General features: G+C 48.5%; 13 protein-coding genes and 1 riboswitch. Of the genes, 11 read left to right on the plus strand and 2 right to left on the minus strand.

Annotated elements, in window-relative coordinates:
• Nucleotides 1-183: 183 nt before the first annotated feature.
• The 3 genes from ACEPSU_RS01605 (at nucleotide 184) to ACEPSU_RS01615 (ending at nucleotide 3,925) form a co-directional block, all read left to right on the plus strand.
• Nucleotides 184-1,485 carry a glycoside hydrolase family 28 protein gene (locus ACEPSU_RS01605; protein ID WP_395322396.1) on the plus strand — a complete coding sequence of 434 codons (1,302 nt, stop codon included), beginning with the start codon at nucleotides 184-186 and terminating at the stop codon, nucleotides 1,483-1,485.
• Between the two features lie 24 nt (nucleotides 1,486-1,509).
• Nucleotides 1,510-3,042 (plus strand): MFS transporter, encoded by a 1,533-nt coding sequence (locus ACEPSU_RS01610; protein WP_395322398.1) that lies wholly within the window; start codon nucleotides 1,510-1,512, stop codon nucleotides 3,040-3,042.
• A gap of 388 nt (nucleotides 3,043-3,430) precedes the next feature.
• Nucleotides 3,431-3,925 (plus strand): GNAT family N-acetyltransferase, encoded by a 495-nt coding sequence (locus ACEPSU_RS01615; protein WP_395322400.1) that lies wholly within the window; start codon nucleotides 3,431-3,433, stop codon nucleotides 3,923-3,925.
• On the opposite strand, the gene ACEPSU_RS01620 is transcribed toward ACEPSU_RS01615, so the two are convergent.
• Both ACEPSU_RS01620 and ACEPSU_RS01625 read right to left on the minus strand, forming a co-directional pair.
• A complete protein-coding gene (locus ACEPSU_RS01620; protein ID WP_395322402.1) occupies nucleotides 3,914-4,228 on the minus strand; it encodes a DMT family transporter in 315 nt (104 codons plus the stop codon). The two genes, ACEPSU_RS01615 and ACEPSU_RS01620, sit on opposite strands and share 12 nt — an antisense overlap.
• Before the next feature lies 1 nt (nucleotide 4,229).
• Nucleotides 4,230-4,556, minus strand: a complete 327-nt coding sequence (locus tag ACEPSU_RS01625) for a multidrug efflux SMR transporter (RefSeq protein WP_260338972.1) — start codon at nucleotides 4,554-4,556, stop codon at nucleotides 4,230-4,232.
• Nucleotides 4,557-4,613: 57 nt separating this feature from the next.
• Nucleotides 4,614-4,711: riboswitch (guanidine-I (ykkC/yxkD leader) on the minus strand.
• A 324-nt stretch (nucleotides 4,712-5,035) separates the two neighbouring features.
• Here ACEPSU_RS01625 and scrK (ACEPSU_RS01630) point away from each other — a divergent pair.
• The 8 genes from scrK (ACEPSU_RS01630) (at nucleotide 5,036) to ACEPSU_RS01665 (ending at nucleotide 11,758) form a co-directional block, all read left to right on the plus strand.
• Nucleotides 5,036-5,911 carry a fructokinase ScrK gene (scrK, locus tag ACEPSU_RS01630; RefSeq protein ID WP_020089978.1) on the plus strand — a complete coding sequence of 292 codons (876 nt, stop codon included), beginning with the start codon at nucleotides 5,036-5,038 and terminating at the stop codon, nucleotides 5,909-5,911.
• 18 nt (nucleotides 5,912-5,929) lie between these two features.
• Entirely contained in the window at nucleotides 5,930-6,931 is a 1,002-nt protein-coding gene (locus ACEPSU_RS01635) for a zinc-dependent alcohol dehydrogenase family protein (RefSeq protein WP_395322405.1), read from the plus strand.
• 63 nt (nucleotides 6,932-6,994) lie between these two features.
• On the plus strand, nucleotides 6,995-7,735 hold the full coding sequence (locus tag ACEPSU_RS01640) for a hypothetical protein (protein WP_020089980.1): 741 nt from the start codon (nucleotides 6,995-6,997) through the stop codon (nucleotides 7,733-7,735).
• Between the two features lie 19 nt (nucleotides 7,736-7,754).
• Nucleotides 7,755-8,147 (plus strand): VOC family protein, encoded by a 393-nt coding sequence (locus ACEPSU_RS01645; RefSeq protein WP_020089981.1) that lies wholly within the window; start codon nucleotides 7,755-7,757, stop codon nucleotides 8,145-8,147.
• Nucleotides 8,148-8,642: 495 nt separating this feature from the next.
• The gene (gene scrK, locus ACEPSU_RS01650) at nucleotides 8,643-9,518 is read left to right on the plus strand and encodes a fructokinase ScrK (protein ID WP_020089982.1); all 876 of its coding nucleotides are present in this window, start codon (nucleotides 8,643-8,645) and stop codon (nucleotides 9,516-9,518) included.
• Between the two features lie 17 nt (nucleotides 9,519-9,535).
• Nucleotides 9,536-10,543, plus strand: a complete 1,008-nt coding sequence (locus ACEPSU_RS01655; protein WP_260338964.1) for a zinc-dependent alcohol dehydrogenase family protein — start codon at nucleotides 9,536-9,538, stop codon at nucleotides 10,541-10,543.
• A 19-nt stretch (nucleotides 10,544-10,562) separates the two neighbouring features.
• Nucleotides 10,563-11,333, plus strand: a complete 771-nt coding sequence (locus ACEPSU_RS01660; RefSeq protein ID WP_020089984.1) for a hypothetical protein — start codon at nucleotides 10,563-10,565, stop codon at nucleotides 11,331-11,333.
• Nucleotides 11,334-11,365: 32 nt separating this feature from the next.
• Nucleotides 11,366-11,758: a VOC family protein gene (locus tag ACEPSU_RS01665; RefSeq protein WP_395322410.1), complete on the plus strand. Its 393-nt coding sequence runs from the start codon at nucleotides 11,366-11,368 to the stop codon at nucleotides 11,756-11,758.
• Nucleotides 11,759-11,842: the final 84 nt, after the last annotated feature.

The following is an 11,842-nucleotide window of genomic DNA, read 5'->3' on the forward strand; positions in this document are numbered from 1 at the left end:
GTATTTGGAATTAGTCAATTTACAAACAAATGTTTACTCGAATAAACAAATGTTTACAAAAACAAATTTATGTGTTATTCTTCGTGTTGTAGTAAGCGCTTACATATCAAAACACGGTTAAGAGTCATTTTGAGCGAATTGATTACGTCTTGGTTGGCATATCCGTGGGAAAGCAGGGTTGTCATGCTAGTTATTGAAGTAAAGGAAAATGAGAATATTCAGGAAGCCATAGATAAGATTACACAAGCTGGGGGCGGGAAACTTGTCGTCATGCCAGGAGAACATCTGACTGGGCCGCTTGAGCTAACGTCTAATCTAACGTTGACCCTTCAAAGGGGGGCAGTTGTTAAGTTTAAGGATGATCCCATGCTTTATCCGCCAGTGTGGACGCGTTGGGAAGGTGTGGAATGTTACGCCATGCACCCCTTACTCTATGCAACGGGTAAACATAATATTGAAATCAATGGCGACGGTGTCATTGATGGTACAGGTTCAAGCTGGTGGGAAAGGTTTAGAGGAATCGAGAAAGAAAATCGAATTCTGCCAAGAGAGCCATATGAATTGCGACTAGCGGAGTTGAACACTGATTATAAGACACGAACTGGTGGTGGTGGACGGCCATCTACGCAGTATTTACGGCCGCCGTTGGTTCAGTTCTGGCAGTGTGAAGAGATTATATTCGATGGAATCACACTAAAGAATTCGCCATTTTGGACGTTACATATGGTCTATTCAAATCACATTACGATTAAGAACATGACATTCTCGAATCCTGCCGATGCAATCAATACGGATGCAATGGATATCGATTCAAGTGAGAATGTGACGGTCAGTCATTGCTTACTGGATGTTGGTGATGATGGGGTAACACTGAAGTCTGGTTCCGGTAAGGATGGTATTCGTGTTAATCGGCCAACCAGAAACGTTAAGGTTTCAGACTGCAAAATCCTTGCAAGTCATGGTGGAATTGCCATCGGTTCTGAAACGGCTGCAGGAATTAGTGACGTGGAAGTTTCGAACTGTACCTTTGAGGGGACGCGTCGTGGAATTCGGCTGAAGTCACGACGGACGCGTGGAGGCACCATTAAAAACATTAAATTACATGATTTGAAAATGGATGCTTGCTGGTGCCCAATTTCTTTGGAACAGTACTTTGCGCCGGGTGTATTGCCGGCTGAAGAAGCAACGGTCTTGTCCAAAGAACCACAGCCAGTTGATGAAACAACACCACACATCAAGAACATTGAAATCAAAGATATTTCGGCGACGAATGTCCGGGCAACAGCAGCCTTTATTGTGGGGTTGCCAGAAGCAAATATTGAAAACGTAACTATCGAAAACTTTAACTGGTCTTTGGCTGATGAGACTCATTTATTGCCAACGGAACGTGCCGAAGAGACTGGTGGAAGATTTCATGATGACAGTCGCGACATTAAAACCATTAATGTCTCTAACCTGTCAGTAAACGGTGAGAAGCTGGGTTAACCTAAGATAGGAAGTTGGAGAAAAATGGAGAATCAAAAGAAACGGTGGGTTTATACGCCACATAAGATTTCTGTTTGGCGTTCTATTGGTTATGGGATTAATGATATGAACGGAGCGTCATGGGGAACCTTAGTCGGGTCCTACCTGATGTTCTTCTTAACAACGTATGGTAAATTATCGGCGGCATCTGTTGGGATGTTGTTCTTGATTGGTAAATTCCTCAACGCGATTATGTCTATGCTAGCCGGATCGATTTCAGATCGGCTCTACGCCACCAAAATTGGTCGGCGATTTGGTCGACGGCATTTGTTACTGTTAGTGGGGGCATTGCTGACAATTGTCTTCTTCCCGATGCTGTTTATCGTTGTACCAGGTAGTTTCTGGTGGTACCTGATTGCCTTTGTTATGGTTGAAACGGCTAACGTTATCATTGGGACCGCCTATGAAACCTTGGCAACTGAAATGACGCCTAACGCCGACGACCGGGTTAAGATGTCTTCTATTCGGCTGTTTATTTCAGCGTTTGCTACATTCTCAGTTTCTGCTTTACCAGCTACGTTGTTAGCTGTGTTAGGTGAAGGTGCTGAAGCCTACACGATTTCTGGGGTTGTATTTGGGATTGTCTTTGCGGTCTGCACATTGATTACTTACCGCTCAACCTGGGAACATTCACCGCAAGAAGTTGAAGACTTTGAAAGTTCTAACCGTTCAGCGGATGCGGAAAAAGAAAACAGTTTTGTTGGTTCCTTACGTGATTATTGGGAAATGTTACGGAACAAGTCAGCACGGTATATGGTATCGATTTACTTCATGACTTATTTTGCTAAAGACTGTTTCTCAACGGCATTTCTGTACTATGTTGTCTTTGTTCTGGGTCTCACGCAAACGATTGGACAGGGGATTACGTCACTTTCCTTCATTGGAATGCTAGTGGTTCCTGTTGCGGCGTACATGCTAATTAAGACTAAGAATCCTAAGGTCAACTGGTCAACCTCATTTAGTTTAATCTTCGTTGTCATGGCTGGGTTCTTTGTTCTTTCCATGATGCACGGCAACCTTGGCAAAGGGACAACGATTATTGTGTTAATTACATTGGGTGTTCTGTGGCAGATTGGTCGTCAGTTCTTGGAATACACGGCATGGCAAGTTATTCCGTTAGTGCCAGATGTCGATACGATTGTCTCAAGTAAATTACGGACTGGGACCTTCGCGGCGGTTCAATCATTTACTCGTCAATTGACTGGTGCTCTGGGTTCTGCTTTACTTGGATTCATCTTACAGTGGGGTGGCTTCAAGGAAGGTGCCTTGCATCAGACAGCCCAAGCACAAGATGCCATCTTGATTGTGTTAATTCTGGTGCCAGTCATCGCGATTGCTATTGCTTGGTGGATGGTCGCTCGCTTTAACCTGAATCAACGGACGCATAAGATTTTACATGCTGAAATTGAACGTCTTCAGGCTGGTGGTAAGAAGGAGGATGTTGATCCACACACCAAGGAAGTTGTTGAAGACTTAACGGGTTACACATGGGATAAGGTATGGCAAGAAAATAAATAATTGATTTTTAATTGCAAGACACATGACAATCCATTTGGATTTGTCATGTGTCTTTTATTGTTTTTAAAAGTAGGGTCAGTGTAGCTGAGTGGTTCAACTCCGAGGTTAACCTGTTCATAGCCGGAGGAGGCCAGGAAGCAGCCAGCTGTGACGACGCTGTTAGGCCGGGTGATTTTTCCCGGTCTTACAGCGTGGGACGCGTTTGGAAACTTGCCTGAATATGGCGAGGTTTCAAACTGAGCCGGAAGCCAGTACTTTGGCTGCAGGCGGTCCCCACAGCAGGCGGAATCCTGGCAGCCGCAGGCGGTAACTGTAGTCAGCTGAGTTGAGCCAATGGTCAATCGCGCCTATACTAAGCGCAGATAGAAATTCAGGAGGTTTTCAGCTTATGTCCTTTACCATCAATCCTGCGCAAGCCGCAGATCTCAGTCAAATCATGACCATCGAGCACGCCGGATTTTCACCGGCTGAGGCCGCAACTTCTGCCAGTATGGCCGAACGCATCGCCCTGATTCCCGATACCTTCCTCGTTGCCAAACAGGGGACGACCGTCGTCGGTTACGTGGTCGGGCCGGCGTTTAATCAGCGTTATTTGACCGATGCACTCTTCGAAAAGTCCACGCCGAATGCAGCTGGGGATGCGTACCAGACCGTGTTGAGTCTCGCCGTTAGTCCCGATTATCGCGGAGCCGGCATCGCCAGTCACCTACTGACGGCCCTCGCCACCGTGGCTCGTCAGCAGCGGCGTCGCGCAATTACGCTGACTTGCCTCAAACGACTGGTTCCCTTCTATGAGGCTAACGGATACGTCAACGAGGGCGTTTCCACTTCCACCCATGCTGGGGAGACCTGGTACAATCTGGTTCTACCATTAACTGATTAGTTTGAGGCCCATCACGGCGATCAGGATGACGCCGACCCAGAGTAGCTTGCGCCAATTCCGGGATTCACCGAAGAAAAGCATCCCCGTGAGAACGCCACCCGCAGCGCCGATTCCCGTCCAGATAGCGTAGGCCGTGCCCATCGGTAGTGTCTGTAGGGCGAGGTCAAGGAAGCCAAAACTGAGGCCATAGCCGATGACCATACCTAGCCAGAGTGGCCAGGTATGGCGTTGCAGGGCCCAGTTCATAAAGGTTACGCCGAGCATTTCGCAGAGGCCGGCGATAATTAGGAAAATCCATGCCATGTTAGTGCTCCTCTCTAGCGGTGACGACTTGGAGACCGCCAATGCCAATAAGCAATAGGAAAATAAGCGCGACTTTAGCCAGGCTGACGGGTTCTCCGAAGGCCAGAATACCCGTGACCGTGGTGCCAAGCGTACCCAATCCTACGAAGACTGCGTAGGCTGTACCGGCTGGCAAAACTTCGCCGGCCTTGATCAAAAAGTAGAAGCTGAGATAGACGGCGAGGGCGGTCAACCCCCACTCCCAGAGGGTGGCGGCGTGTTTGAAGCCGACGACCCAGCCGACCTCGAAGACTGCGCCGTAGACGACGCGTAACCAATGTTTTAACATAATTATTCCTCCTAAATAGACGTGAAAAAGCCTGAGAAATGTTGTCTTAACGACGACATCTCCCAGGCTTTTTCCCTTCCGTGTCTACGGGACCACCCGTAGGTTCTCTCTCGGACCAGACCTGCAGGGGCAGCGGAACCCTAGAGAACAGAATATATGATTGATTCGGTAGCGCTAGCTTAACATGAATGCCGATTTGGGGCAACCGGTTGGTATGAAAATGATAGGTAAACCCTTTCACTAGATAGCCAATTTAGTGATTAAGTGACCCATTTCACTAAAAAATGAAATTGATTACATTTGCGTCATTAGTCACTTTTTCGGTATTTTCTGAAAATCTTGGGGCCAAAAAGGGTCTTAAAATCGCGAATCGCGATGCTATACTGAAAACGATTTAAAAATGGCTGTACGGTCATTCATCACTTAGTAATTAGGCGCTGCGGGTCACGACCCCGCGGCCACACATGGAGGTAGCGACTATGCAACTCGGAAGTATTGAAGCTGGTGGAACAAAGTTTGTTTGTGCAATCGGTAACGAAGATTATCGCACGGACAACCGGGTGATTATTCCCACCACCACTCCAGAAGAAACGTTAAGTCAATGTATCGCTTACTTTAAACAGTATCCAGATTTAAAGGCTATCGGGATTTCCTCATTTGGTCCCATCGAACTCCGGCGCAACGCTCCCAAATACGGGTATGTGACGGATACACCTAAGGCCCACTGGTCCAACACCGACTTCTTAGGTCGGCTCAAGCAGGACCTAGATGTGCCAATGGCCTGGACGACCGATGTGAACGGGTCCGCTTACGGTGAATACGTAGTTTCCACGCTGTTCAACGAAAAGATTAATTCACTGGTCTACTTCACGATTGGAACCGGCGTTGGTGCCGGGGCTATCGTGAACGGCAAGTTTGTTGGCTCGATGGGGCACCCCGAAATGGGCCACGTCCGCTTGAAGCGGCACCCCGATGATCTCGACTTCAAGGGTATCTGCCCATTTCACGGCGATTGCCTAGAAGGCCTGGTCAGTGGGCCAACGTTTGAAGCCCGGATCGGTAAGCACGGCCACGAGGTACCAATGACCGATCACGTCTGGGATATCATGGCTTACTACGTGGCTCAGGCAGCCTTACAGGAAACGTTGATGTTACGCCCCGACAAGATCATCTTCGGCGGTGGCGTTGTCAGCGAAGCCTTCCTGGTTAAGGTTCGCGCCGAATTCACGAAGCTCCTCAACGGTTACGTTGATGTGGGCAACATTGAAGATTACATTGTGATGCCGTCCGTCAAGGAAAATGGCTCAGCTACGCTAGGCGACTTCGCCTTAGCACTCAAAGAATATAACAAATAAGAGAGGGAGAATTACCTTATGAAAGCCTTAGTCTTAACTGGAACGAAAAAAATGGAGATCCAAGATTTACCTATCCCAGAAGTAAAACCTAACGAAGTATTGGTCAACACCGCCTACGCTGGTATCTGTGGGACCGACCGCGCACTGTACGCTGGCCTTCCCGGTTCAGCCGATGCTGTGCCACCAATCGTTTTGGGCCATGAAAACTCCGGTGTCGTTGCCGCTATCGGTAGCGAAGTTACCAACGTCAAGGTTGGCGACCGGGTGACCGTTGACCCTAACATCTACTGTGGCGAATGCGAATACTGCCGGACTGACCGTCCAGAACTGTGTGACAACTTGTCCGCCGTTGGGGTGACCCGCGATGGTGGTTTGGAAAAGTCATTCACTGCACCAGCTTCCGTTGTTTACCCATTGCCTGACAGCGTCTCATTGAAGGCTGCTGCAACGACGGAACCAATTTCTTGCGCAGTCCACGGGGTAAAATTATTGGACTTAACGCCATATCAAAAGGCTTTGGTCATCGGTGATGGTTTCATGGGGCAATTATTTGTTCAATTATTACAAGCTTACGGTGTTCACCAAGTGGACTTTGCCGGTTTGAACGACAAGAAGTTAGCTTTCAACAAGGAAAAGTTTGGCGTTACCAACACCTACAACACGAAGCATGAAAGCATTCCTGCCGACTACGACGTCGTTATCGAAGCTGTTGGGTTACCACAAACGCAAGAACAAGCTGTTGAAGCAACGAAGAAGGGTGCTCAAGTCTTGATGTTTGGTGTTGGGAAGCCAGACCAAACCTTCTCCATGAACACTTACGAAGTTTACCAAAAGCAATTGAAGATCCAAGGGGCTTTCATCAACCCATACGCTTTCGAAGATGCAATTGCTTTGTTAGCTAGTGGCCAATTGGATGTTGAATCCTTGATCAGCCACGAAGTTAGTTTGGAACAAGTTGAAGACGTCTTGAACGGCAAGGTTGCAGGTGTCAGCAAGGCAGTTGTCAAAGTCAGCGACTAGTAAAGGTAAGGGATAATTGTGAAAGTTGAAGCAGCAACTGATTTGAATGAAGGGGCTGAAACAATGGATGTCACCAGTAATGGACGGACGATCTCGATGGGTAAAGCCATTGCCTACTTCGCATTATCGTTAGTTATCAACTCGGCCGGGAACGTGTTGACGTTGGTCACTAGCGCTAAGATTCACCCGTCCTTCTTAGGGGCGGCCTATTGGTCAGCGGCCGAAGCCAACTTGGGGACCGCATTTCACTGGAACCTTTTCTGGGCGTTCCTGGTCATGGGTTTCTTGACGGCGGTGTTAAATGCCATCTTGATTCACCACTGGGACTGGAAACGGATTGCCGGGAACATGGTCTTCATGGTGCCATTCTCCGCTTTGATTCAAGTGTTTGAGGACTTCTTTACTGGAAAGTATCCGGCGTTATTTGCCGGCCTACCTGAAGCGCGCAGTCTGGGGATGGTCATCCTGTATATTGGGCTGAACTTCTTAGGAGTTGCCTTCATTGCCGTTGCTATTTCCATTTACCAACGGGTCAACCTGGTGCTTCATCCAGCCGATGACTTGATGCAGATTCTGCGGTTCCGCTACTTTAAGGGGAACGCTGCCAGAGCGATGTGGGCTTCCTACATTCCGCCAACCATCATGGCCATCATTGCGGTAATCATCACGCATACGTTTGTGAACTTTGGTCTGGGAACGATCTTTGCCTTCCTGGCTCAAGGTGGGATTACCGGGATTGCCGACAAGACGATCTTCCCGAAGCTGAAACACCAAGCAGTTGACGTGGGTAAAATTGACGATTAAACAAAGGAGCAATTAACTTATGGCAGTACAAGATTTTATTACCGGCATTCAACACGTCGGGATTCCATCAAGTGATTTAGACAAGACGATTGCCTTTTACAAGTCCATCGGATTCGAACAAGCAGGGTTATTCCCTAACGGTGACAACCGGTGTGCCTTTATGCGGTTAGGCAACCTGACGATTGAAACCTGGGAGGGCGATCCAACCAATCCCCAAGCCGGTGCCATCAACCATATTTCATTGAACACGACCAACATCGATCAAGCCTTCGCAGCCGCTAAGGCACAAGGGTTAGACCTGGTCAACGATGAAATTCAATCCATTCCAACGTTCTGGAGCAACGGGATTCGTTTCTTCAACATCCTCGGCCCGAACCACGAAACGATTGAATTTTGCCAAATCTTAGCTTAGTTAACAGCCGGCTAGAGAGTTTAAGAGAATTGCATTAGGGACAGAGAATCCTCGTCGATTACGGCGAGGATTTTTTGCGTCATGGCTGAGAAGTGTCGCCTGCGGCTATCAGAAATTTTGCCTGCTGTGGGGATCGGCGACGTTTCTGACCTTCTCCAGTTTAGACAGAGTTTAACCATGACTTCTCGATTTATCAAGCTCAAGAAAACGTTTTCATTGCCTGCATGATGCCTGTAAACCAGCCTACATTATTTTCTATTCACCAGTGTTTGTAGGAATGTGGCCTGAGATGTACGAAAAATGTAATCGATTACATTTGGGCCACGCTGAGCTGTATTTGTGCTTTCTGAAAATTTCAGGTTCGTGAAAGGGGCTTATTCAGGGCATTTCTGATGTTATACTGAAAGCGCTTTAAAGGTGAACGGGCTAGTGATTCACAGCCTAGTAATTATGTGTCGTGGGTGACAACCCCGACGAAAGATGGAGGCAATATTTATGCAACTCGGCAGTATTGAAGCTGGGGGAACGAAATTCGTATGTGCCATTGGTAATGAAGATTACCGGGTATTAGACAAGGTGCGGATTCCGACGACGACCCCTGAAGAAACGTTAAGTAAAACTATCGCCTACTTCAAGCAGTTCCCGGATGTTAAGGCCATCGCAATTTCGTCGTTTGGGCCCATTGAACTCCGGCACAACTCACCGAAGTACGGCTACATTACGAATACCCCTAAGAAGGGTTGGCCCAACACGGACTTTGTGGGGCGGCTCAAGCAAGATCTCGACGTGCCCATGTTCTGGACGACCGATGTGAATGGTTCGGCCTATGGCGAATACATCATGTCGACGCTGTTCAATGAAAAGATCAACTCGTTGGTCTACTTCACCATTGGAACCGGCGTGGGTGCCGGGGCCATCGTCAACGGAGAGTTCATCGGGAGTCTTGGCCATCCTGAAATGGGACATGTTCGACTGAAGCGTCACCCCGATGACTTAGACTTTCCAGGGATTTGCCCCTTCCACGGTGATTGCTTGGAGGGGTTGGTCAGTGGCCCGACGTTTGATGCGCGGCTGGGAAAGCCTGGTAAGGATGTGCCACTGACGGATCACGTCTGGGATATTCTCGCGTACTACGTCGCCCAGGCCGCCTTGCAGGAAACACTGATGCTTCGCCCCGACAAGATTGTTTTCGGTGGCGGTGTCGTTAGCGAAGGTTTCTTGGTCAAGGTTCGCGCCGAATTTGCCAAATTATTAAATGATTACGTCGACGTTGGCAAACTCGAGGATTACATCGTGATGCCGGCGGTTAAAAATAATGGTTCTGCAACGCTGGGTGATTTTGCCCTCGCACTTAAAGAATACAAAAAATAGAAAGGGAGATTTCAATTATGAAAGCCTTAGTTTTAACTGGAACGAAACAAATGGAGATTCAAGATTTGAAAAAGCCAGAAGTTAAATCAAATGAGGTCTTGGTCAACACCGCTTACGCTGGTATCTGTGGGACCGACCGTGCGCTGTATGCGGGTCTTCCTGGTTCCGCTAACGCTGTGCCACCAATCGTTTTGGGACACGAAAATTCCGGGATCGTCGCAGCTATTGGTAGTGACGTCACCAACGTCAAGGTTGGCGATCGGGTGACCGTTGATCCTAACATCTACTGTGGCCAATGCAAGTACTGCCGGACGGATCGCCCAGAACTTTGTGACAATCTGTCAGCCGTTGGGGTTACCCGTGATGGTGGTCTGGAGGAATCCTTCACTGCCCCATCATCCGTTGTTTACCCTATTCCTGAAAGCGTTTCCTTAAAGGATGCCGCCACCACGGAACCACTCTCTTGCGCTGTTCATGGGATGAGCCTGATCGACGTTAAGCCTTATCAAAAGGCCTTAGTCATTGGTGATGGGTTCATGGGCCAATTGTTCGTGCAACTCTTACAAGCATACGGTGTTCACCAAGTGGACTTTGCCGGAATCATTGATGAAAAATTAGCCTTCAACAAGGAAAAGTTTGGTGTTACGAATACCTACAACACTAAGCGGGACAGCATTCCTGCCGACTACGATGTTGTTATCGAAGCCGTTGGGTTACCACAAACGCAGGAACAAGCCGTCGCCGCTACCAGAAAGGGTGCGCAAGTCCTGATGTTTGGGGTCGGCAAGCCAGATCAAACCTTCTCCATGAACACGTACGAAGTTTATCAAAAGCAATTGAAGATCCAAGGGGCCTTCATCAACCCATACGCCTTCGAAGATGCCATTGCCTTAATGGCCAGTGGTGAAGTAGATGTCGATTCCTTGATCAGTCACGAAGTTAGTTTGGAACAAGTCGAAGATGTCCTTAACGGTAAAATCAAGGGCGTCAGCAAGGCGGTCGTCAAGGTTGGTAACAACCAGTAAAGGTAAGGGATAATTAATTATGAGAGCTGAAGCAGTAAGTCAATTCAACGATGGCGCGCAGAGTCGTGACGTCGACAGTGGCCGGACCCTATCGATGTCAAAGTCGTTAGCCTTCTTTGCCCTGTCAATCGTGATCAACTCGGCCGGAAACGTCCTCACGTTAGTCACCAGCGCTAAGATTCACCCGTCATTTTTAGGAGCGGCTTACTGGTCAGCTGCGGAGGCTAACTTAGGTGCGGCCTTCCACTGGAACCTCTTCTGGGCATTCCTGGTTTTGGGCTTCCTGACCGCGGCGTTAAACGCCGTCCTGATTCATCACTGGGACTGGAAGCGGATTGCCGGAAACATGGCCTTCATGGTGCCATTCTCAGCGTTGATTCAGGTTTTTGCGGACTTCTTCAACGGTAAGACCGCGGTGTTTGCGGGCCTTCCCGTTGCACACAGTGCGGGTATGGTTGCCGGATACATTGCCTTGAATTTCTTGGGTGTGGCGTTGATTGCCATTGCCATCTCGATTTATCAACGGGTCAACTTAGTCTTACATCCCGCCGATGATTTGATGCAGATTCTGCGGTTCCGTTACTTCAAAGGAAACGCGTCCAGAGCGATGTGGGCGTCTTACATTCCACCGACCATTATGGCCATCATTGCCTTGTTGATCACCCATTCATTCGTGAACTTTGGTCTGGGAACGGTCTTTGCCTTCCTTGCGCAGGGTGGAATCACCGGGATTGCCGATCGGGTAGTCTTTCCGAAGCTGAAGCACCAACAAGTCGACGTCGGTAAGTAACGGTTACGGTAAACTTCAAAGGAGCGTTAGATATGTCAGTTAGTTCGTATATTACGGGGATTCAGCACGTGGGAATTCCTTCAATTGATTTGGATGCCACCATTGCTTTCTACAAGTCTCTGGGCTTCACTCAGGCCGGGCTCTTTCCTAACGGTGAGAACCGCTGTGCCTTCATGCGGCTTGGCAATTTGACGATTGAAACCTGGGAGGGTGACCCCACGAATCCGACGGCCGGCGCCATTAACCACATTTCGTTGAACACGACGGATGTCGATCGGGCGTTTGCGGCGGCTAAGGAACAGGGCTTGCACCTCGTCAATGATGAGGTGCAGTCGATTCCATCGTTCTGGGATCACGGGATTCGGTTCTTTAACATTCTGGGACCTAACCAGGAAACCATCGAGTTCTGCCAGATCTTAGATTAAAGATTCAGGTTTAAATAAGATTTCGCCTGCGGCTGCACTAGTTTTAATCTGAATATTAGCTAAATTGTTATAACTGGTTTTTCA

The sequence above is a fragment of the Levilactobacillus parabrevis genome (genome assembly GCF_044051715.1).
Taxonomy (GTDB): Bacteria; Bacillota; Bacilli; order Lactobacillales; family Lactobacillaceae; genus Levilactobacillus; species Levilactobacillus parabrevis.

Coding starts and splice junctions, on each gene's coding strand:
- ACEPSU_RS01605 (WP_395322396.1), top strand. CDS start 184: ATGCTAGTTATTGAAGTAAAGGAAAATGAGAATATTCAGGAAGCCATA.
- ACEPSU_RS01610 (WP_395322398.1), top strand. CDS start 1,510: ATGGAGAATCAAAAGAAACGGTGGGTTTATACGCCACATAAGATTTCT.
- ACEPSU_RS01615 (WP_395322400.1), top strand. CDS start 3,431: ATGTCCTTTACCATCAATCCTGCGCAAGCCGCAGATCTCAGTCAAATC.
- ACEPSU_RS01620 (WP_395322402.1), bottom strand. CDS start 4,228: ATGGCATGGATTTTCCTAATTATCGCCGGCCTCTGCGAAATGCTCGGC.
- ACEPSU_RS01625 (WP_260338972.1), bottom strand. CDS start 4,556: ATGTTAAAACATTGGTTACGCGTCGTCTACGGCGCAGTCTTCGAGGTC.
- scrK (WP_020089978.1), top strand. CDS start 5,036: ATGCAACTCGGAAGTATTGAAGCTGGTGGAACAAAGTTTGTTTGTGCA.
- ACEPSU_RS01635 (WP_395322405.1), top strand. CDS start 5,930: ATGAAAGCCTTAGTCTTAACTGGAACGAAAAAAATGGAGATCCAAGAT.
- ACEPSU_RS01640 (WP_020089980.1), top strand. CDS start 6,995: ATGGATGTCACCAGTAATGGACGGACGATCTCGATGGGTAAAGCCATT.
- ACEPSU_RS01645 (WP_020089981.1), top strand. CDS start 7,755: ATGGCAGTACAAGATTTTATTACCGGCATTCAACACGTCGGGATTCCA.
- scrK (WP_020089982.1), top strand. CDS start 8,643: ATGCAACTCGGCAGTATTGAAGCTGGGGGAACGAAATTCGTATGTGCC.
- ACEPSU_RS01655 (WP_260338964.1), top strand. CDS start 9,536: ATGAAAGCCTTAGTTTTAACTGGAACGAAACAAATGGAGATTCAAGAT.
- ACEPSU_RS01660 (WP_020089984.1), top strand. CDS start 10,563: ATGAGAGCTGAAGCAGTAAGTCAATTCAACGATGGCGCGCAGAGTCGT.
- ACEPSU_RS01665 (WP_395322410.1), top strand. CDS start 11,366: ATGTCAGTTAGTTCGTATATTACGGGGATTCAGCACGTGGGAATTCCT.